This is a genomic window from Glaciecola sp. SC05 (genome assembly GCF_041380235.1).
Taxonomy (GTDB): Bacteria; Pseudomonadota; Gammaproteobacteria; order Enterobacterales; family Alteromonadaceae; genus Glaciecola.
On record NZ_JBGIYY010000004.1, the window covers coordinates 169,463 to 189,646 of the forward strand.

Genomic DNA, 20,184 nt, shown 5'->3' on the forward strand with positions numbered 1-20,184 from the left:
TGATTTTGCACACTCAACTCAACTAAGTTAAGAGTGATTGGTCCATATGGTTATAGCGGTAATCCACAGTTTCATGGCGCATCTGTCATAGGAGAGGATGAACAACCAAGGCTAAAAAAATAATAGCTTGGCGCAGAATAAGGACTGCTAAAAAATGATTCAACAGAGATGCCTAGTTCATGTTCGTTCGTTCGTTCGCTCGACTCGACTGTCGGTATGCACCATTGCTGGGCGCTAGGTTCTTTATGAGTTCGGTCAAAAATCGAGTGATAGCATGGGTGTATATCTATTGGGTATCGTTGACCATGCTCTTGAATGCAACGATGGTTGTTTTTCTCACCAATACTTATTCATATTCTTCGGTGTTTTCCGATGCATTATTAGGGGCCATATTTGCGACCGCTCAATTGGCTTTTCATAAATTAGGCGGGAGAAGGGAAATGCCATTTTATGCACAGTATCTAACAGCATTCGTTTGTTTTTTAGTTTTTTGGAGTATTGTATTTAGTACAAGCGGTGACTTTTTATCATCTATAGAAATTATTTTTTTATTAAGCTTGGTCAGCTCTATTCCGGTTTCTTGTATAGCTTACTTTGTAAAGGTGAGGTTGCTAAAATATGACACCAAAAGCTAACAATTAACTCAAGCAAGCACTCACTGTCGTTCTCGCAGACATCCACACGGTGCGCCTTCGAAGATTATGCGAGCCGTTTCTATATATTGTCTGGGAATACCAGTTTGGTTATCAGCGTTATGAAGTTTTAGCTATTTTATCTGCCGTATTATTAGGTGACGGGTGCCTGTATATGACTACTCATGGACTATTAACGCTACCTTTCATGAATGCAGTTATTTATGTCACCGACAACAAGATAGAAATCAGAAGAAATAATAAAGTTGATGTTCGGAGCTGGGAATTCATTTCAAGAGTAGATCACGTGGCTAGTGCTCAAGTTCAGACCTAGACTCGAAAAATTTATCAACATTAGTAGTTGTCGTCAGATTAAGCACTATTTTTGTTTTTTAGGCATAGTACGGTCGAGTTTCTCTATTATATTTATCCAGAGTTCAGGTTATTTAGCCCATTTGAAATTGGGTTTTTAAGTTCCAATGTGTTGTTAGTCTCGATTTTTATTCTGCTAATCACATTACGACTGCGGTTTCGGTATCGGACACTTTTGAAGAAAGCTATAGGATAAAAGTCGAAAACGGACGTTCGAAAGCGGCAAATGACAGATAGTAAAAAAAGTAAGAATGGTTGTTTCGCAAATGGAGTTTCATTATCAACTTTTGAATGGCAGTAGAGCTATACCAGGCTTAATAGTTTGTACCCCGCAAGCACTAACACAGTTATAACAACAAGGGCCGCGGCGATGTTATTCAGCAGCGTATTTCGTGCCTCTTTCATCATTTGTTTATTATTACAGACCACCAATAACAACACCGCCGATACTGGCAATAAGACCGCATTTGAAGCTTGCGCAAGCACGATAATGGCGAAAGGCTTTGCTCCTGATACCGACACTAAAACACCCACAGCAATAATCGCTAGACTAACGGCTTTAAAACGCCAATCACTGAGTTCAGCTTGCCAATTAAACAAGCCAGCAATCGCATAACTAGCGGCTAAGGGGGCAGTAATTGCGCTGGTTAAGCCCGCTGAAAACAAACCAAGGGCAAAGAATAAACCAGCATACTCTCCTAATAGAGGCTCTAACTGGCTCGCAATATTACCTCTGTCCATCACTATACCGGTTGCAAAAAAGGCCGTGGCTGCCGATGACATAACCGCAAAGGTGACTAAACCGCCCAGCCCGATAGAGGCAAACAAGCCTGTCTTTGCACCTTTCTCTTTAAGACCCTGACGCGCATCTTTCGCGCTCATAGAAGCGTGCAGAAATAAATTATAAGGCACAATAGTGGTGCCTATGATGGCTAGCAATAGTGCGTAGTCGCTAAATAGTCCGATGTCTAGGCGTAGCCCTGAAAAGAAGTTATCAGGGTTGACACCAGCGACTACCATTAAACTTAAAAATACAAAGCTCATGATGGCAACTAAGCTTATTAATATGCGTTCGATGATGCGATATTGATTGCTCATTAATAATAGTGCCGCTAAAGCTCCTAAACTTAATGACCAGATAGCAATGCTGCCACCAAAACTTGCACTGAGACCCAGCGCGGCGCCAGTAAGATTACCACCCTCATAAGCTGCATTACCTACGCCAATAGCGGTACAAATTAAGATTGTTACTAACAGTTTCCAGGCTTTATGTTGATGTTGAGACAATATGGCTTGTGATAGCCCTAATTGCGTAACCGTACCTAGGCGTGAAGCCATTTCTTGTAGGACGCACGTTGCAAAAAGTGCAAAAACTAAAGCCCATACTAGTTGATAACCAAGTTGAGCGCCCACCAATGATGCAGTGGTGACTGTGCCAGGACCAATGAACGCTGCAGTGACGATAATTCCCTTAACGGCTGAACGCAAATGCTATCTCCTTTGGTGTTCTGAATCTGTTGAGTTATGATGGCATGCCTATTTCATGCTTGCCAACTTTTATATTTATGAATTTACAAGCGCTCTATGAGCAGCCACAACATGTCCAATTTTTGCGCTCACGCTATTTTGTTGAGGGTGCGATCACCGGCGCCTGCGCTAGCCCAGAGATCCCAATGCCTGATACTTGGTTACCATGGACAGTTTCTGCTCGGCCGCAGTTAAGCGAGAGTGCTCAGAGCGCAGAGCAAACCGAACTTATTTTTGATCAGCTGTTTGGTTTTTTTAAAGAAACGCTAGCCAGTATGAATAACCAACGCTTGAAGTTGCCAAGCTATGCAGAATACCGCTCTTTAAATGATACTCATGAACTTAGTGAGTATTGCTCGGGTTTGATGTTAGCACATCAATCAAGTGAAAAACTTTGGGCTTCGGCATGGAAGCAGATGCAAGCAAAACGTCCCGAGGATGCGCCGGCCTTGGCAAAGGATTTAAAGCACTGCCTATTGGTATTTACTACCTTTGCGGACCCTCAAACGGCAATCGAGCAGGCCGAGGAACGCGGCGAACATCACCTTCAAGAAAAGCTGCCGATAATTGCTCAGTCTTTGCATATCACACTGCAGCAATATGTATATATTTCGGGAAAGTTAGCGGGGTTTCTACCAAACCAATTTGAGACCTTTGTGCAACAAGCAGACTAAAAGGGCTTTAAAATAGCAAGCAACACAATGGCTAATAATGCTAGTACTGGCGCTTCGTTCAAAAAACGATAGAACAAAGGGCTATGAGTGTTCTGATCTTTTGCAAAGACCTTCACCAAATGCCATAAATAGATGTGATAGACATAAAAAAGCGCAACGATTACTAATTTTGCATGGATCCAAGCACTGACTTTTAGCCAATCGCTACCATATAAATACATAATGATAAGGCCAAAAACTAACGTCAGTAATGCAAAGGGCGTTATAAACAGCCATAACCTACGTTCCATTATTTTAAATTGGTCTTTAACGACTTGTTCGTTCGTTTGTGCGTGATAAACGAACAGTCTGGGCAGGTAAAAAATCCCCGCCATCCAAGCGATCATAAAAAATACGTGTAAGGCTTTTAGCCACAATATCGTCAAATGAAAGTCCTCAGTGTTGTTGTCTTAGCATGTAATTGTGCACCATGTTCCAGGTGATCACGCCGCTTATTTCTAGCCCATCTATTCCGGTAATAATAACGGCTCCTTGCCTTCTAGTTTGCAAGGCATCATAGACATCTGCAAGCGTGTGCTGCTGGGTAAGGACTTGTGTGTCCTGCATAGTAAGTGGTGATTCATTGTCTTGTAAACTGACGTTAAGCTCAACAATTTGACAGGAAGATAAGCCATCAGAATGTTGATTGATTGTGGTTTGTTCAGGATGCTCTTGAAGGTGCTCATAAAGGGTTTTGTCCGCCGCAAATTTGAACACTTTAATATCTGTTTTCATCATCGCCATTACACCAGTTTGTTGCAACATGTCGCGAACCTCAGACGTTGTATAGGGTAAGCCTTGGTAGTCTAATTGTTGAATGAAAAGCGACTTGTTTGAACAAAACTGTTTTGCTGTTACGTAAGCACTTACTATCACTATCATTGATGGTAAAACTGCCTGTGGGCTGGCGGCAAGTTCCATTGCTGCCGAGAGTGCAGCCATTGGAGCATGCAGCACCGAAGCTAAAAATCCCGCGAGTCCGAGCAGCGCATATGTGGTTGTCATATCTTCGTTTAGCCAAGGCGCAATAGGCTGCAGCAATGCTACCCCTAGCAACATTCCAATCACCATCACGGCACCGATAATACCGCCAGGCACACCTAATGCGATGGCGACTATGGCCAGCAAAAATTTTGCGACTAATAGACCCAACAGCATGCCTAATTCAGGATCGCTGGCAAAAAGCTTATTTACATTGATAAATTCAGCGCCCATTGCTTCGGGCATAAAATAACCAAAGGCACCAGTGATAAGTGCTGCAATGATTAAGCGACCAATCATATTCACGGGTCGGAATAGTCGCATCGTCCACATTAACTGTTTATTAAACATTGATGCGGCGATCCCAATCACAATGCCCATTAAAATTAAATAGGGCATTTGCGACATCGGAACCGGCGTAAATTGTAAGAAAGTGAGTTCATTCACATCACCGAATACGGCTCGCGTCAGCACTGAACCACAAGCCGCAGATAGCATAATGGGTACAAAAATATGCACCTTATACTCGCGAAGGACCACCTCCATTACAAAAATAACGGCCGCAAAGGGTGTGTTAAAAGCTGCAGAAATTCCTGCAGCAATGCCGCAGCCTGCCAAAATCCGTAAGCTATTAAAAGGCGCGTGTAGCCACTGACCAACCAAATGACTTGCCCAAGCAGCCAAATGCACGGTAGGTCCTTCCTTGCCAACAACAAATCCGCTCGCTAAAGCTAAGATCCCACCAAAAAATTGGTTGATGCTGGTGCGCAAGGGAATGTGACCATAAAACTGTTTCACCCTATGGATCACAAAGGGGATACCCATACGATAGTGTTTGAAACCGGTAAGTTTGGCCACGATGATGATTAGCCCTACGGCAACCAAGGGCAGCAAAAATCGATATAGGTCAGTGAGATGTTGATAATTGCCAATTCCGTCTAGCATCAACACGTGTAATAATGACAACAACCAACGAAATACAATAATGATGAGAGCAGACATCAGTCCGCCTGCCAAGCCCACAAGGCATAACTGAATGGATGTACTTGGTTGTGACAAAGCCTGTCGTAGGGATTGCAGTGACATGGCAAAACTCTTTTAAACCGTTAAAATAGCGTAGCATATTCCCTGAATAAAGGAGAGGTTTTTGAATTTGGGTGTAGATAAACAGTCCCTAGGATTTGTAAAATATTACGCGTTGGTATTTAGCGTACTGGGTATTACTTTCTATCTGGGTTACGTGACCGCCTCTTGGTACAAAGGAGGACTGCAAAAAGAAGTTAAAGTTATGCAGCAAAGTAATGAGAACCTCGCCTCTGAAAATCAGTCTCTTAACTCTCGCATAAACGCCATGCAAATCGCCTTAGATGTTGCAAACTTGGCTAGTCAACAAAATCAAAATGCGATGCAGGAAGCCCTAGCTCGTGAAAGCACTCTAAAAGAACAAATCGGATTTTATCAAAGAGTCATGGCGCCAGAACTAACACAAGATGGCTTTGTGGTTGAGCGCATTGAAGTATTGCCGACTCCTAGTAATGAAAATTATTCAGTCAGTATGATCTTACTTCAACATGAAAATATCAAAGCCACGATAAAAGGCGATTTAATGATCAAGCTTAGCGGTAGTCTGAATGGATCACCTGCGAGCTTTGATTTAAGTGAGTTGCAAGATGAGCCGAAAACACCCTTGAACTATGGTTTTAGGTATTTTCAAGTCATTAGTACGAGCATTACATTACCTGAAAATTTTCAGCCGCAAGCCTTTGAAATTGTCACCGACGTATATAAATACAACCGTCGTAGAGGTCGTTATACAAGCGTTATTTCTTGGGATGAAGCCTTCAATCAAATCCAGTGAATACTTGATTAAATCACTCAGGTATTACATAATCCGCCGTCAATTAGTAGCTAATTACTTAGCGAAATTTTTATGAGTGCCTTTTTTAAGCAAAGGTGCGATCAAAGCGATATTTTGGAGAGTATGCATGTCAGTTGAAATGGCAATGCCCATTGAGTTTTCAGATGCAGCAGCAAAAAAAGTTGCTAGCCTTGTCGCTGAAGAAGAAAACCCTAATTTAAAATTACGAGTGTATGTGACGGGTGGCGGTTGTTCTGGGTTTCAGTATGGCTTTACCTTTGACGAAAAAGTCAACGAGGGTGACATGACGATAGAAAAGTCCAACGTTATCCTAGTTGTCGATCCCATGAGCTTGCAATATTTAGTGGGCGGTGTAGTCGATTATACAGACGGTTTAGAAGGCTCTCGGTTTTTAGTGACAAATCCAAACGCAACGACAACATGCGGATGTGGCTCATCTTTTAGTATTTAGACACTTTTAGTGCAGGTGCGTTAATTATGATGACATTGTACGGCTCTATGCCTTCACCATATGCTAGGCGTCTACGATTGCTTATGGCTGAAATGGACTATGAATTTGTTATCGTTGATGTTTACGCTAGCGAAGATCGTGCGATGCTTATCAAACAAAACCCTACTTTAAAAATTCCCATGCTCGATGATGACGGACTGGTAGTGTTTGATTCGCGAATGATTTTTCAATATCTGGTCGACAAAAAACGGGCTTGCCCATTAGATTTCGCTCAACAAAACTTGCTAACGTCGATTGATTCTGCAAACGATTCTTTAGTGAATTTATTTTTGCTACGCTTATCGAAAGTAAACATCGAGCAAGACGCGCTTTACTTTAGGCTCCAGAATGAACGTATTGAAGCGGTGCTCAAGCATTTAGAGGAAGTTATAGAATCAAATGCATTTGCGAAGTGGAATTTTCTGGGGATGAGCTTATTTGCGATGCTCGACTGGATAAAGTTTCGTGAGCTCTATGATTTGACCGCTTATCCAAAGCTTCTGGCATATCATCATGCCCAAACAAGTCGACAAGAGTGTATTGATTCAGACCCTAGATAGTTGGCATTTAGGTTGAAAAATGCACTTCAGCTCGCAAAGCAATCCCGTAAGATGTTCTAAAGTCTTCTTCTCTAAGCCAAATTATAAATGGTTCAATCTCCATATATAGCCATTCGCGCAATACTTTTCTTTTGTAGCGCGCACTGACTAACATACTTTCTCGACGGTAGGTGGGTTGACTCAATCCATCAATCATCGCAGTAAACAAATAGCTAGTATCGTTTTTGGCTAAAACCAAATAACGCAGCTCATGGCGCCAAAACCAATTTTCACGATTGTCTCGATACTGAAAGCTATTACTAAGTTCAAGGGCGGTATTGTCTGATAGTTGGCTACTGACTACGCCATCTACTTCAAAGCCTAATTTGTCCCCAGAATAGTAATTTGCTTCCGCATAATATATAAATTTTGTGGTTTCGCTTAAACTAAAGTCATTGTTGTATCGCGCCCGAGTATATATCTGACTGCCACGACCAAAGCCCACTCGATACGACATATGGTCATCTTTATTTTGCTTAAACTGCAAAGCCACAACTGCTCGGTCGCTTTCATTGAGCTCTCTACTTTGAGCCGCTTTTATGCCCTGTTGACTAATTGTGTCTTCTTCATCTGATAGCAATAATTCTACCCGATCTTTTAATCCAGGTAGTTTGGCTCGGATCCGAAAGCGAAAGTCGAACTGATTTAAGGCGCCGCTGCGGGGCTCCCATCCAAACCGTAAACGTCCAGTAGTGGTTGCCAAGTCGTCGATATTGTCACTGTGTAAAAACCAGCTGTTTATTGTATTTGCTGTTGAATCAACCCCATAATTTAGGTAGCAATAAGCATGATCAAGCCATTGCTGTTCGGTGCAATAACGATAGCGAGACTCAAAGGTGGGAGATTTTGGCGCTTCGGTTTCTTGGGCTGTAACCGAAAAAGACGCAACGCAAATCAAACACAGACAAACGCTGCGCATGCTTTGCTCTAGCTCTCTAACCCTATTAACCTTCATAAAGTGCAGATGTACCCATCAAATTTTTATGATGCCTGAGTGTATCCGATGTTATACTCGACAGATATAGTGTAATACGACCACATTAAACAATTATTTACAATTATTTGAGGTGGCCTTCGTATGGTTAAGACAACGGGAGACCCTAATGGGAATTAGTATTTGGCAAATTGGGATCATACTATTGATCGTAGTATTGTTATTCGGCACTAAGAAATTGCGTAATGTCGGCGGTGATTTGGGCTCTGCGCTAAAAGGCTTTAAAAATGCAATGAGCGATGATGAAGAAAAAAAGGACGCTGATTTTCAAGCGGTCGAAAATAAAAAAGACCAAGAAACGGTAGCACCATCATCTCAACAAAAAGAAAAAGCCCCTGATAAAGAATAATATATATGTTTGATATTGGTTTTTGGGAATTATTAGTCATCGGGGTGATTGCCTTATTGGTTATCGGTCCTGAGCGCTTGCCGGCATTTTTACGGTCGACCGCTAACACGATAAAATCCATAAAAAGTGTTGCGAATGGCTTCAAGGAAGAAGTGTCGCAACAGTTGAAAACGCATGAGTTACACGAGAATTTAAAAAAAGCTGAGAAGATGGGTATGGAGAACATTGGTGGAGATATTAAACGGAGTGTTGATGAACTCAAAGCCGCCGCCGCTTCAGTCCAAAAGCCATATAAAAAGGGCGACGAATCAGATGCCCCTGATGTGAACAGCGATCTAATGCCCGAAAGCCCAAAAGCAATAGCAAAACCGGCAGCTCAAGATAGCGTTTTGGAAAAAGATATCGAGCCACAAGCAAGCCCTGCACCCATGTCGAAAGATAAATAGTATGTCAGAGCAAAGCACGTTTATTTCACACCTTATCGAACTCAGAACACGCATCTTAAGAGCGCTATTAGCCGTGTTGGTCGTGTTTGTGTGTTTATTTTACTTCGCGCAAGACCTATACACTTACCTAGCACAACCGTTGCTTGCCAGCATGCCTGAAGGCTCAAATATGATTGCAACTGACGTTGCGTCACCTTTTTTAGCTCCCTTTAAATTAACTTTAGTGCTGTCATTTTTTATCGCAATTCCAGTTGTACTGTATCAAGTATGGGGCTTTGTCGCACCGGGCTTATATCGCAACGAAAAGAAAATGGTCGCTCCTTTGTTAATCAGCAGTACGCTGTTGTTTTACTCGGGTATGGCCTTTGCTTATTTTGTGGTATTTCCGCTTGCGTTTATGTTTTTCAATAGCGTTGCTCCAGAAGGCGTGCTTATTAGCACTGATATATCCAGCTATCTCAATTTTGTACTTAAATTGTTTTTTGCCTTTGGTGTAGCGTTTGAAATTCCGGTCGCTATTATCTTGATGTGTTGGACTGGCGTTACTACGCCCGACAATCTGCGCAAAAAACGCCCGTATGTGATCGTTGGCGTATTTGTGGTCGGCATGCTGCTTACGCCCCCAGATATAATTTCGCAAACACTGCTGGCCTTGCCAATGTGGTTGCTGTTTGAAATAGGCGTGATTGTGGGGAGTTTTTATACTAAAAAGCAGACACCCGAAGAACAAGAGCAAGAGGCGGAGTCAGAGCAATGAGAATAATAATGTTATGTGCGCTGGTATTTTGCGCTCAATTTGTACAGGCGCAAAGTACTCAAAGCATCGAAAAGTGTGCGCAGACTGAAAATGATTTACTGCGATTAATTTGTTACGACGAATTGTTTACAATATCGAAGTCTGGCTCAGTCAATATCGACACTGAAGTTGATTCTGAGCTAGCACAAAGCAGTCAGACTGAAGTGCCACAAAGCATCAGCATCACGGCACCGCCGGTCGTTGCGACCCCTCCTATGAACGTACCAACTAATGAGCTTGACTCGGTCGCAGTTAAACCGAGCACGCAGACACAAACACAAGAGAATTTAATTGATCGCTTCGGTGCGGAAGATTTAGACATTGACGATAAAAACGAAGAGTTAACACGAATTGATTCGGTGATTGAAGCGGTAACAGAAAACAAGCGCAATATTCGAACCTTCACATTGGCTAATGGACAAATCTGGAGAGAAACAGAAAGCAGTCGCTTGCGCATCAAAGACGGAATGTCTGTGTATATCGAAAAGGGTGCCTTTTCAGCACACTTTTTAGGGAAGGAAGACAGCAATAGACGAGTAAGAGTCAAGCGAGTTAAGTAAATGCGCTGGTTTGATGCTGGGGTAAACTTAATGGACCCGCGCTTTGATAAAAAAGCGGTACTGGCAGAATCCTTCGAACATAATGTTACCGATTTACTGATTATTGCCAGCGATCTTGACGAATCATTTGCCGCTGTCAAATTTGCTAAACAAAACAACAACCCCGATGTCAATTTGCACCTTACCGCTGGCGTGCACCCCCACAAAGCTGATCATACTTCTCAAGACACTTGGACTCAACTTCGTGGCTTATTAGCCGATAAAGCCGTATGCGCGGTGGGCGAATGTGGACTGGATTTTAACCGAAATTTTTCTACGCCTGAAAATCAAATCCGTACTTTCGATGCGCAACTACAGCTTGCTTTAGAGTGTCAAAAGGGCGTTTACCTGCATGAGCGAGATGCTTTCGAACAGCAGTGTAAAATGCTTAAGCCAGTCTTTCAAAAGCTGCCATTTTTAGTGGCTCACTGCTTCACGGGCAGCACAGAGCAAATGAAGGCATATTTGGATATGGGATGTTATATCGGAATAACGGGTTGGATATGTGACGATAAACGTGGGTATGCCCTGCAGGAGTCGGTAAAACAGTTGCCAATGAACCGTTTACTTCTAGAAACCGATGCGCCTTATTTGTTTCCAAAAAACGTTAAACCGCGTGCAAAACAAAATACACCAAAATATATCAGCGCTATTGCTCAAAAAGTGGCTGATATCAAACAGGTTTCATTGCAAGAAGTAGCAGAAGCCGCTTTTGAAAACGCACGTAACTTATTTAAATCATAAGGAAATGGATGCGCTCTGATCAACTCATCCCTAATGGCAGAAGCTACTGGATAGCCGTTATTGCTGCGCTTTTTGTGATGGGATTGCTTATATTAAGTATTTCCTTAAGCGCCACAATCGAAGGCAAACACCTTAAATTTGACACATCTTTTTTGCTCGGCGCAGCAACATATGAATCTGAGCAAAACTTAGATATTGAGCAAGTGAAATTGCTAGCTGCGGCCCAGTGGCGGCCTTTGCTTGAGGAAAATTTGGGTTTATCAGATCGCCCATACTGGTTTCGCATCCAGCCTGAGCCCTTAGAGCAAAACAGTCAGTATCTATTAGAAATTAACTATGGGTTGTTAGATCACGTTGAAATGTGGGTGTTTAATCATTACCCACAACGCCCCGACGATATGGCCGTTACTTTTAGCGTTGGCGACGCTCAAGCTTTTCAACGCAGACCCATCCAGTATGAGCAGTTTTTATTTCCAATTACGGCATACAGCAAAGACTTGACGATATATTTGCGCGTACAAAGCGCAGGCCCAATAAAAGTACCTATGCGTTTTTGGCAAGAAAGTGATTTTATTGAGTATAGCGGTTCATACACCTTGTTCATGGGCCTGTTTTTTGGGTATATGATAGCGATGGCCTTGTTTACCCTATTTATATTTGTCAGTACTCGCAACCAAACGTTTGCTGTTTATACCGCTTACGTGATCAGCTTGGCATTAGTTGTGGCAACGCTCCATGGTTTAGGCTTTCGGTATCTTTGGTCTGAGAACACATGGTTCCAAGAACGCGCTATGGCATTTTTTGCCTGCTCAACCATGATTCTCATCATTATGTTTACCATCCAAGTTTTAGACTTAAAAAATACCGCTAAGTACGCTGAAAGGTGGCTTAATATGGTCAAGTGGTCGTTTGTTTTTCTGTTAGCCATGGTGTTTGTATTGCCCTACGCACTGATGTTGAAAAGCATTTTAATTTTGATTGCGCTTATTTCTCCGCTTATTTTGGCGTCGAGCTTAATCCTTGCATTTAAAGGTCAACTTATTGCTCGATATTTTACGGCAGCTTGGGCGGCATTGCTGATAGCCGTAACTGGGCTTACCGTTGAAAACTTGGGTTGGTTTGAACTCCCCATGGACTCAAGTTATTTGATAATGGTTGGTGCGATTGCCGAGACTTTGTTTTTGGCTTTGGCCTTGGCGATGAGCTTTAGCAATCAATATAAAGTGGCTTCAGAAGCGCGGGCGCAAGCTCTCGAAAATGAACAGCAAGCGATTGCGGCAAAGGATGAGCTGTTACAACTTCAAGAAGAATCTAAACAGGCATTAGAATATAGCGTTGAAGAACGCACCTTGGAGCTCGAAATCGCTATGCGAGAGTTATCAGATGCTAATCATGAGCTTGAAAGACTCAGTGCTATCGACGCTTTAACTGGGCTGATGAATCGACGATATTTCGACAAGCGTCTTTTAGCAGAAGCCCGGCGAAGCAGACGGGAGCAGCGATATCTTAGTTTAGCCATGCTGGATATTGATTTTTTCAAAAAAGTGAATGATACACATGGACATGTGGCAGGGGACGCTTGTTTAAAGTCATTTGCGCAAACTTTACAAACCCATATTCAGCGGCCGTCAGACATCATATGCCGCTATGGTGGGGAAGAGTTTGTGGTGATTCTGCCTGGCACAGAGATTGATGGCGCCGCGACCTTGATGGAAAAGGTACGCCAAGCAGTTGAAGATTCGGTGACTGAGTTTGATGGCAAGACACTTAAAATGACGGTTAGCATAGGTTTAACGGCTAGAATTATGAGCAATGACGATGAGCAGGCCCAGATACTCGCTTGTGCCGATAAGCTGCTATACGAAGCAAAATCTTCTGGCCGCAATAAGGTCATTGCAAAAATATCGTAAGTTGCCCCAAGTAACATTCTTGCTTGCGACGACATAACAAATACCTAGAACAAATGACCTCAATTATTGATCATGCTAACATCTGCACCTTGCCTTAACTGTTAGCTAAAGAAAGGATAGCTATGTTTCCTCATACACGTCTTCGACGTTTGCGTCGCACCCAAGCGCTTCGCAGTTTAGTCTGCGAAAATCATTTATTGGTATCTGACCTTATTTTTCCTATGTTTGTTTTACCTGGCACAGGCCAACGCCAAAGCATCGAATCAATGCCCGGAATTGAGCGTTTAAGTATCGATCTATTGCTCGAAGAGGTGAATCAGTGCCTTGCGCTAGGGATCACTAGTTATGCAATCTTTCCAGTTACGCCGCAAGAACATAAAACCTTGAGTGCAGGAGAGGCATTTAATCCTAAGGGTATAGCCCAAATGGCGACTCGTGCTTTAAAAAAGCGCTTTGGCGATAGTATCTTAGTGATTACCGACGTTGCACTTGACCCCTTTACTGTGCATGGCCAAGACGGCATTATTGATGAGCAGGGTTACGTATTAAATGATCAAACAACTGAGGTCTTGATTCGACAAGCCTTGTCCCATGCCGAGAGCGGTGCTGACATTGTGGCGCCCTCCGATATGATGGACGGACGCATTGGTGCTATTCGCATGGCTCTTGAGACAGAGGGCTGGGAAAATACCTGCATTATGGCTTATGCTGCGAAATATGCGTCAAGCTACTATGGACCTTTTAGGGATGCAGTAGGTTCGTCTGGCAATATCAAAGGTGGTGATAAAAAATCTTATCAGATGGACCCGGCGAACTCAGATGAAGCCCTGCATGAAATTGCCTTAGATTTAGAAGAGGGTGCCGATATGGTAATGGTCAAGCCCGGTATGCCCTATCTTGATATCGTGCAACGCTGTAAGTCTGAACTTAAGGTACCAACCTTTGCATACCAAGTTAGCGGTGAATATGCGATGCATCAGGCCGCCTTTGAAAAGGGTTATCTGAATAGAGAGCAGGTGATTCTCGAATCATTGTTAGCGTTTAAGCGAGCCGGTGCAGATGGTATTTTGACTTACTTTGCCAAGCAAGCCGCTCAATTACTCAGTCGCAATTAGCAACACCAATCGCTGTTTTATATTTTTACTTGTATGTTGTCGATAAGCCGGGTTTTACCCAAAAACGCCGCTGCCAAGATCACCAATTCGGTATCTTCGTGGCCCGGCTGCAGTAGGCTATTGCTGGCTCTAATTTCAACGTAATCGGGCTTTAATCCGTTATCGATAAGAGCGGCCTTAGCCTCAGTCAGCATGTTTGTAAAGTCTCTTCTGCCGCTCTCTATTTCATGCGTCATTTTCGTGATGATGGCATATAAACTTGGCGCGAGCTTTCGCTGTTCGGGCGTCAGATAATGATTTCGAGAGCTCATTGCTAAGCCGTCTGCTTCTCGCATTGTAGCAACGCCATGAATACTCAAATTCATTGATAAATCAGTGACCATGGCTTTTATCACTTGTAACTGCTGAAAGTCCTTCTCACCAAAATATGCTTGATTAGGTTGGACCATGTTAAATAGTTTACACACGATAGTGGCTACGCCCCTAAAGTGTCCTGGACGCGACGCACCGCATATCATGTAAGAAAGCCCCGGTACTTCTACGAATGTTTGCTGCTCTAATCCTCGAGAATAAATATCCTCGGCATTTGGCATGAATAAGACGTCCACCCCTAAAGCTGCTAAAGACTGTTTGTCTTGCTCCAGTGTTCGGGGGTAGGCATCTAGGTCTTCATCCGGTCCAAATTGCAGAGGATTAACAAAAATCGATACGACGACTTTGGTGGCAGATTTTTTGGCCTCATCGACCAATTTAAGATGCCCCTGATGGAGATTGCCCATGGTAGGTACAAAGGCAATCACTTCTCTAGCAGACTGCCAGGTGCGGCGGATTTCACGTAATTCATTAACCTTACTTACAACTTGCATATTGCTTTTCTCTAACTTTGCAATTGGCCCTAAGCCCTAATTAAACCAGTGTTCACTGCCGGGGAATGTATTTGATTTTACGTCTTCGATGTAGCTTGAGACGGCGCTACGTATATCACCCGTTTGTGTTAAAAAGTTCTTGCTGAATTTTGGCATATAGTTAGCACTGATGCCGAGCATGTCATGCATGACAAGTATTTGGCCATCTGTATCGACACCGGCACCAATTCCGATCACCGGAATCTGTAATGCTGCACTTATCTGTTTTGCCAGCGATGACGGCACGCATTCAAGTACTAATAGTTGAACGCCTGCTGCTTGCAGGGCAAGGGCTGCTTTAAGTAAAGCATCTGCCTGTTCATCACTGCGCCCCTGTACTTTGAATCCTCCTAGTACGTTGACAGACTGCGGCGTTAAACCTAAGTGGCCACAAACCGGCACAGAGCGCTCCACTAAACCTGAAATCGTAGAGAGCAGCCATTCACCGCCCTCTACCTTCACCATGCTCGCGCCAGCGCGCATTAGTTGAGAAGCTGATTCATAGGCCTGTTGCTCGTTGGCGTAACTCATAAATGGCATATCGGCAATCACAAATGCTCGCTCAACGCCATTGCTTACGCATTGCGTGTGATAAGCAATTTCAGCGATTGTCACCCCGAGGGTACTGTCTTCGCCCTTCAGTACCATGCCCAAAGAGTCGCCAATTAGCAGTACATCGATATTTTGTTCATCAAAAAGCTTCGCAAAGCTGGCATCATAAGCGGTTAATGCTGCGATTTTTTGACGTTCTGCTTTCATTTTTAACAAGCTTGAAACGGTTATTTTTTTCATGTTCAGCCCTTTTACTGATCAGGTTTTTCTATTTATGCAGCAATACTGGCAAAGTCAATTTTGTCCGCAAGACGTTTTAAACCAGTTAAACTGCATTTGCTTACCCATGTGGAGAGCTTTTGTCCGTCCTGCATGATTAAATCTGGTGCAATTTCAAACAGCGGTACTAACACAAATTCGCGCTGCGCTATGCCATAGTGTGGCAGTGTTAAACGCTCAGATTGCATGCGAAGTTCATTGAACATTAACAAATCTAAGTCTAAGGTACGAGGACCCCATTTTTCGCCTAAACGCTCTCTACCATGCTTCAATTCTTGGGCTTGTAACACGTCAAGCAGCTCAATTGGGCTTAAAGATGTCGTAAGCTGACACACGGCATTTACATAGTCGGGTTGATCTTTTGGTCCCATAGGTGCGCTGCGATATAAATGAGAGCAGCCCTGCACACAAATTTGCTCATGCTGATGAAGTTCGACTAGCGCACTTTTTAATTGCTCGCTGGGTGATGCTAAGTTGCTACCTAAGCCTACGTAGGCTATATCAGACATCATTGGCGTGGCTTCCGCGATTTTTTGCGACGTGAAGAGCCGCTGTTACCGCCCAGAGCTTTTATCATAGCTGCACGAAGATCGGCATCCGCTTCTTGAAACTGGGTCCACCAGTCGGCAAGTTCCAATAAATTTCCGCCTTCAACCTGGCCTCTTAATAACAAAAAGTCGTAAGCAGCTCTGAACCTCGGATGAGTAAGCAGTTGATAAGGACGTTTACCAAAACGTCTACTCAAACGGCTTTGTAATGTCCACATTTCACGGACTGGAATAGTAAATCGTTTGGGGACCATAATGCGTTGAACTTGCCGGTGAATTATTTCTCCGGTGGCTATGTTGCTAGCATCATGAGGGCTCAGCTGGCCGTCAAAAATAAGCTGCTGAGCGCGCTCTTCCATAGGGTACCAAAGTACCGTCGCATACAAAAACGCAGGGGTAATACGCTGCCCGCTGGCAAGCCGTTCGTCGGTATTGTGCAGCATTTTTGTAATCAGTTGATATTCTTTACCTTTCGGGTCGTGCAATGAACCTTCTAAAGCGGGAAAGAGAATTTTGAACAGTCCTAAATCTTGCAAACACTTGAATGTCAGGACACCATTGCCCGACAACAACAGTTTGCTGACTTCTTCAAACAGTCGAGCAGGTGGTATATTTGCCAGCAAATGCGCGTGCTCTTTAATGATAGCCTGCATTTTATCAGGAATAATCATATTCAGTTTGACGCTAAAACGAGCAGCTCTGATCATCCTTACCGGATCTTCCCTGAAGCGAATTTCACTATCGCCAATCATTTCTATGCTGCGAGTTGTTATTGCATGCATACCGTCGGCAAAATCTAAAATATTCTCAGTGCGAGCATCGAAGTACATTGCGTTAAAACTGAAATCCCGGCGTGCAGCGTCTTCTTCAATGTTGCCAAAAATGTTGTCGCGAATAAGTTGACCGTCGCTAGACTGTTTTGCCAAATTATCTTTCGCGTCTTCATCGTGGTGCCCTCTAAAGGTTGCCACCTCAATAATCTCTCTTCCAAAAGTAATGTGCGCCAATCTAAATCTGCGTCCAATTAAACGGCAGTTGCGAAAACATGCTTTGATTTGTTCAGGGGTTGCATTGGTGACCACATCAAAGTCTTTTGGGGTGAGCCCCAACAAACGGTCTCTGACGCACCCACCAACCGCATAAGCTTCATAGTCATGGTCGGTGAGAGTACGTAATACTTTTTGCGTGTTTGGCGTAAGGTCGCTTAGTCGCATTGAATGGTCATCGCGCTTTATTATACTTGCTTCGAGTCGCAATGGTTTTTCTGTTGGGCTGCTTGCCATGTATGTAAATTTACCTTTTAGTGCACTGGATTTTGACTAATTCTTTGTGCAGTATACGCCATTTGTTTGTGAAACCAGAATTTCTGTTTGTAAACCCATTAATTGAGGTTGCCAATGCTCAATTGCCCAGTTAAGTAAAGTATCAACATTGTCTATTTTACTATGGGTGGCAGCAGGTAAACCTAAAAATACCAATGCGTTTTTTAAGTTATGAATCGCTTGATGGCTGTCAAGCGCCGGTGCGCACTGCTGTTTGGAAAGCTTTTGACCATGCATGTCCACCGCCAATGGAATATGCATATATGCTGGGGATATCGCATGTAAGGCTTCAAAAAAACTTATTTGCAAAGGTGTGGTATCAATTAAATCTGCGCCTCGCACCACATGAGTAACCTGCTGCTCTAGGTCATCGGCAACCACTGCTAGGAGATAGTTATACACGCCATCAGCACGTTTGAGCACAGGATCTTCTTTAACAACATGGTTACTGATGTCGAGCATGCCATAGTGCAAATCGCAAAAACGTGTGCGCTGGATATTGTTTTTCCAACGTACCGCATAATTTTTAAAGGGTAAGTTCAAGTCCCTGCAGTGCTGATCATAATGCTCAGATCTTGCTCTAATGTTTTTTCGACTGCACTTACACGCGTAGACTTCGAGTTTGTCAGCAAGTGTATTGATGATGTGTTGATAGTGTTCACATCGCTGACTTTGATAGATTGGTTGCGCATCCCACTGCATACCATGTGCGAGTAGGCTGTCCAGTATAATCGGTATCGTGCTTGTATCGACTCTAGGCGTATCAATATCTTCTATGCGCACAAGCCATGTTCCATTGGCCTGCCTAGCATGTAAAAAGCTTGCTAGTGCACAAACCAATGAGCCAAAATGCAAAGGGCCTGAAGGGGATGGCGCAAATCGCCCAACATAAGGTTGAGGAAGTAATTTAGAATTATTTGAAAGTGGATGTTCGCGCAGCATAGATTGCCAAGTGTGCCAAATCCTGAAGCTATTGCAAGGGTATCATTACGTCGTGCTTGGCAAAAAAAACTAAGGTAAGCCAAGGGCCTACCTTAAAGATTTTCTTTTGAAACGTGGTGTTAGGCATTAACCCTGCAACTGCTTCTCTTTGATTTCGGCCATGGTTTTACAGTCAATACATAAATCGGCCGTTGGTCTTGCTTCTAAACGCTTGATACCAATTTCAATTCCGCAAGAATCACAAAATCCAAAATCGTCTTCTTCGATGCGTTTGAGTGTCTTTTCTATTTTCTTAATAAGCTTTCTTTCGCGGTCACGAGTACGTAGCTCTAGACTAAACTCTTCCTCTTGAGCAGCTCTGTCTACAGGATCAGGAAAGTTTGCGGCCTCGTCTTGCATATGATGTACAGTTCTGTCGACTTCTTTTCTAAGTTGGTCGCGCCAAGCAAACAATATCTTTTTGAAATGCCCTAATTGAGCATCGTTCATATATTCTTCGCCGGCCTTTTCTTGATAAGGCGATAACTCAGCTAACGCGAGCAATCCGATCGATTTGGCTTTTTCTGTTGGCATTTGCCATTCTCCTAAGCAAAAAACATGTAAACCACTTATGCCGTCCGTATTGGCAACTGAGTCGTCAGACTCATCTCACTACATGTATCGTCCATATGACTGAAAACTAACACAGCATTAAATTTTATGCCTTGTTTTTTCACTCCGTAAAAAATTGAGGGCGGTAATATGGTCTTTTTTCTGAAAATTGCAATCTTTTTTTGTTAAAGAATGTCTATTGGATACGTAATTTCAATGCCCAACCGTGTCATATTGCAGCAGTAGGCAAGTATAGTAACGCCACTTTCTTTCGCATATTCAATAGCTTTAGCATAGTCGGGATCAATTTTTTCAGCAATTTTAAATTGAGTGATATTTTCACGCTGAATACAAAAAAACAAAAATGCCTTGTGCCCTTGCTTGGCAATTTCAGCCAATTCATAGCAATGTTTGCGCCCTCTTGTTGTAATGGTATCTGGAAATAAAGCAGTTTGTTGCTCTGCTAAGGTAACAGATTTTACTTCGATATATGCGTCTGGTGCGCCATCTTCTTGCAACATAAAGTCAATACGGCTTTCACCATGCTTTGTTTCAGGGTAGATATTTGAGTAATGAGCAAGTTCGGGTATCTGTTTGTTTTGTAAGGCAGCGCGCACTACTTTATTGGCATTAGCCGTGTTTACGCCGATTAAATAGCCATTTGCATCACAGGAATATTCCCAAGTGTTCGGGTACTTTCGTTTACGGTTATCACTGGTACTCAAAAATACAGTGACTTCAGGAATAGCACAACCGGTCATCGCGCCGGTGTTTGGGCAATGAACCGTGCGCAATTCCCCACACTCCAGCTCAACATCCGCTAAAAATCGTTTGTAACGTTTTATCAACTTGCCGCGAATTAACGCAGATGTAAACCGATACATTTGGTATTATCCTAG

The 20,184-nt window shown here is 43.2% G+C and carries 22 protein-coding genes and 1 pseudogene; 12 read left to right on the forward strand and 11 right to left on the reverse strand.

Features of this window, described 5'->3' with window-relative positions; translation table 11 throughout:
- Positions 1-245: 245 nt before the first annotated feature.
- On the forward strand, positions 246-635 hold the full coding sequence (locus AB9H30_RS05430; RefSeq protein WP_371193627.1) for a hypothetical protein: 390 nt from the start codon (positions 246-248) through the stop codon (positions 633-635).
- 672 nt (positions 636-1,307) lie between these two features.
- Here AB9H30_RS05430 and AB9H30_RS05435 read toward each other — a convergent pair.
- Positions 1,308-2,492: an Nramp family divalent metal transporter gene (locus AB9H30_RS05435; RefSeq protein ID WP_371193628.1), complete on the reverse strand. Its 1,185-nt coding sequence runs from the start codon at positions 2,490-2,492 to the stop codon at positions 1,308-1,310.
- Positions 2,493-2,536: 44 nt separating this feature from the next.
- On the opposite strand from AB9H30_RS05435, the gene AB9H30_RS05440 reads away from it, so the two are divergent.
- A complete protein-coding gene (locus tag AB9H30_RS05440; protein ID WP_371193629.1) occupies positions 2,537-3,205 on the forward strand; it encodes a UPF0149 family protein in 669 nt (222 codons plus the stop codon).
- Here the strand turns inward: AB9H30_RS05440 and AB9H30_RS05445 are convergent.
- Both AB9H30_RS05445 and AB9H30_RS05450 read right to left on the reverse strand, forming a co-directional pair.
- Complete coding sequence (locus AB9H30_RS05445; RefSeq protein ID WP_371193630.1) at positions 3,202-3,630, reverse strand: CopD family protein; 429 nt, start codon at positions 3,628-3,630, stop codon at positions 3,202-3,204. The two genes, AB9H30_RS05440 and AB9H30_RS05445, sit on opposite strands and share 4 nt — an antisense overlap.
- Before the next feature lie 10 nt (positions 3,631-3,640).
- Entirely contained in the window at positions 3,641-5,311 is a 1,671-nt protein-coding gene (locus AB9H30_RS05450; RefSeq protein ID WP_371193631.1) for a chloride channel protein, read from the reverse strand.
- A 61-nt stretch (positions 5,312-5,372) separates the two neighbouring features.
- Here AB9H30_RS05450 and AB9H30_RS05455 point away from each other — a divergent pair, with 61 nt between their 5' ends.
- From AB9H30_RS05455 to AB9H30_RS05465, 3 genes are all read left to right on the forward strand, one after another.
- Positions 5,373-6,083, forward strand: coding sequence for a DUF6776 family protein (locus AB9H30_RS05455; protein ID WP_371193632.1), 711 nt, complete (start codon positions 5,373-5,375; stop codon positions 6,081-6,083).
- A gap of 127 nt (positions 6,084-6,210) precedes the next feature.
- Positions 6,211-6,555 carry an iron-sulfur cluster insertion protein ErpA gene (gene erpA, locus AB9H30_RS05460; RefSeq protein ID WP_371193633.1) on the forward strand — a complete coding sequence of 115 codons (345 nt, stop codon included), beginning with the start codon at positions 6,211-6,213 and terminating at the stop codon, positions 6,553-6,555.
- A gap of 26 nt (positions 6,556-6,581) precedes the next feature.
- Positions 6,582-7,154, forward strand: a complete 573-nt coding sequence (locus AB9H30_RS05465; protein WP_371193634.1) for a glutathione S-transferase family protein — start codon at positions 6,582-6,584, stop codon at positions 7,152-7,154.
- Positions 7,155-7,161: 7 nt separating this feature from the next.
- Here AB9H30_RS05465 and AB9H30_RS05470 read toward each other — a convergent pair whose 3' ends face one another.
- Positions 7,162-8,148: a hypothetical protein gene (locus AB9H30_RS05470; RefSeq protein WP_371193635.1), complete on the reverse strand. Its 987-nt coding sequence runs from the start codon at positions 8,146-8,148 to the stop codon at positions 7,162-7,164.
- 148 nt (positions 8,149-8,296) lie between these two features.
- Here AB9H30_RS05470 and tatA point away from each other — a divergent pair, with 148 nt between their 5' ends.
- From tatA to hemB, 7 genes and pseudogenes are all read left to right on the forward strand, one after another.
- Positions 8,297-8,536: a twin-arginine translocase TatA/TatE family subunit gene (gene tatA, locus AB9H30_RS05475; RefSeq protein ID WP_371193636.1), complete on the forward strand. Its 240-nt coding sequence runs from the start codon at positions 8,297-8,299 to the stop codon at positions 8,534-8,536.
- Between the two features lie 5 nt (positions 8,537-8,541).
- A pseudogene (gene tatB / locus AB9H30_RS05480) lies at positions 8,542-8,835 on the forward strand (Sec-independent protein translocase protein TatB); the annotation flags it as partial.
- A gap of 148 nt (positions 8,836-8,983) precedes the next feature.
- On the forward strand, positions 8,984-9,739 hold the full coding sequence (gene tatC, locus AB9H30_RS05485) for a twin-arginine translocase subunit TatC (protein ID WP_371193637.1): 756 nt from the start codon (positions 8,984-8,986) through the stop codon (positions 9,737-9,739).
- Entirely contained in the window at positions 9,736-10,338 is a 603-nt protein-coding gene (locus AB9H30_RS05490) for a hypothetical protein (RefSeq protein ID WP_371193638.1), read from the forward strand. Before tatC ends, AB9H30_RS05490 begins: the two co-directional genes overlap by 4 nt.
- On the forward strand, positions 10,339-11,121 hold the full coding sequence (locus tag AB9H30_RS05495) for a TatD family hydrolase (RefSeq protein WP_371193639.1): 783 nt from the start codon (positions 10,339-10,341) through the stop codon (positions 11,119-11,121).
- 8 nt (positions 11,122-11,129) lie between these two features.
- Positions 11,130-13,031: a diguanylate cyclase gene (locus AB9H30_RS05500; RefSeq protein ID WP_371193640.1), complete on the forward strand. Its 1,902-nt coding sequence runs from the start codon at positions 11,130-11,132 to the stop codon at positions 13,029-13,031.
- Positions 13,032-13,153: 122 nt separating this feature from the next.
- Positions 13,154-14,146, forward strand: coding sequence for a porphobilinogen synthase (hemB, locus tag AB9H30_RS05505; RefSeq protein WP_371193641.1), 993 nt, complete (start codon positions 13,154-13,156; stop codon positions 14,144-14,146).
- A 17-nt stretch (positions 14,147-14,163) separates the two neighbouring features.
- Here the strand turns inward: hemB and panC are convergent, their stop codons facing one another.
- The 7 genes from panC to sfsA form a co-directional block, all read right to left on the reverse strand.
- On the reverse strand, positions 14,164-15,012 hold the full coding sequence (gene panC / locus AB9H30_RS05510; protein ID WP_371193642.1) for a pantoate--beta-alanine ligase: 849 nt from the start codon (positions 15,010-15,012) through the stop codon (positions 14,164-14,166).
- A 36-nt stretch (positions 15,013-15,048) separates the two neighbouring features.
- On the reverse strand, positions 15,049-15,843 hold the full coding sequence (gene panB, locus AB9H30_RS05515) for a 3-methyl-2-oxobutanoate hydroxymethyltransferase (protein ID WP_371193643.1): 795 nt from the start codon (positions 15,841-15,843) through the stop codon (positions 15,049-15,051).
- A 32-nt stretch (positions 15,844-15,875) separates the two neighbouring features.
- The gene (folK, locus tag AB9H30_RS05520; RefSeq protein WP_371193644.1) at positions 15,876-16,394 is read right to left on the reverse strand and encodes a 2-amino-4-hydroxy-6-hydroxymethyldihydropteridine diphosphokinase; all 519 of its coding nucleotides are present in this window, start codon (positions 16,392-16,394) and stop codon (positions 15,876-15,878) included.
- Positions 16,391-17,713, reverse strand: a complete 1,323-nt coding sequence (gene pcnB, locus AB9H30_RS05525) for a polynucleotide adenylyltransferase PcnB (protein WP_371193645.1) — start codon at positions 17,711-17,713, stop codon at positions 16,391-16,393. Before pcnB ends, folK begins: the two co-directional genes overlap by 4 nt.
- 36 nt (positions 17,714-17,749) lie before the next feature.
- Entirely contained in the window at positions 17,750-18,694 is a 945-nt protein-coding gene (gene gluQRS, locus AB9H30_RS05530) for a tRNA glutamyl-Q(34) synthetase GluQRS (protein ID WP_371193646.1), read from the reverse strand.
- 126 nt (positions 18,695-18,820) lie between these two features.
- The gene (dksA, locus tag AB9H30_RS05535) at positions 18,821-19,267 is read right to left on the reverse strand and encodes an RNA polymerase-binding protein DksA (protein WP_371193647.1); all 447 of its coding nucleotides are present in this window, start codon (positions 19,265-19,267) and stop codon (positions 18,821-18,823) included.
- 203 nt (positions 19,268-19,470) lie between these two features.
- The gene (sfsA, locus tag AB9H30_RS05540; RefSeq protein ID WP_371193649.1) at positions 19,471-20,169 is read right to left on the reverse strand and encodes a DNA/RNA nuclease SfsA; all 699 of its coding nucleotides are present in this window, start codon (positions 20,167-20,169) and stop codon (positions 19,471-19,473) included.
- Between the last annotated feature and the right edge of the window lie 15 nt (positions 20,170-20,184).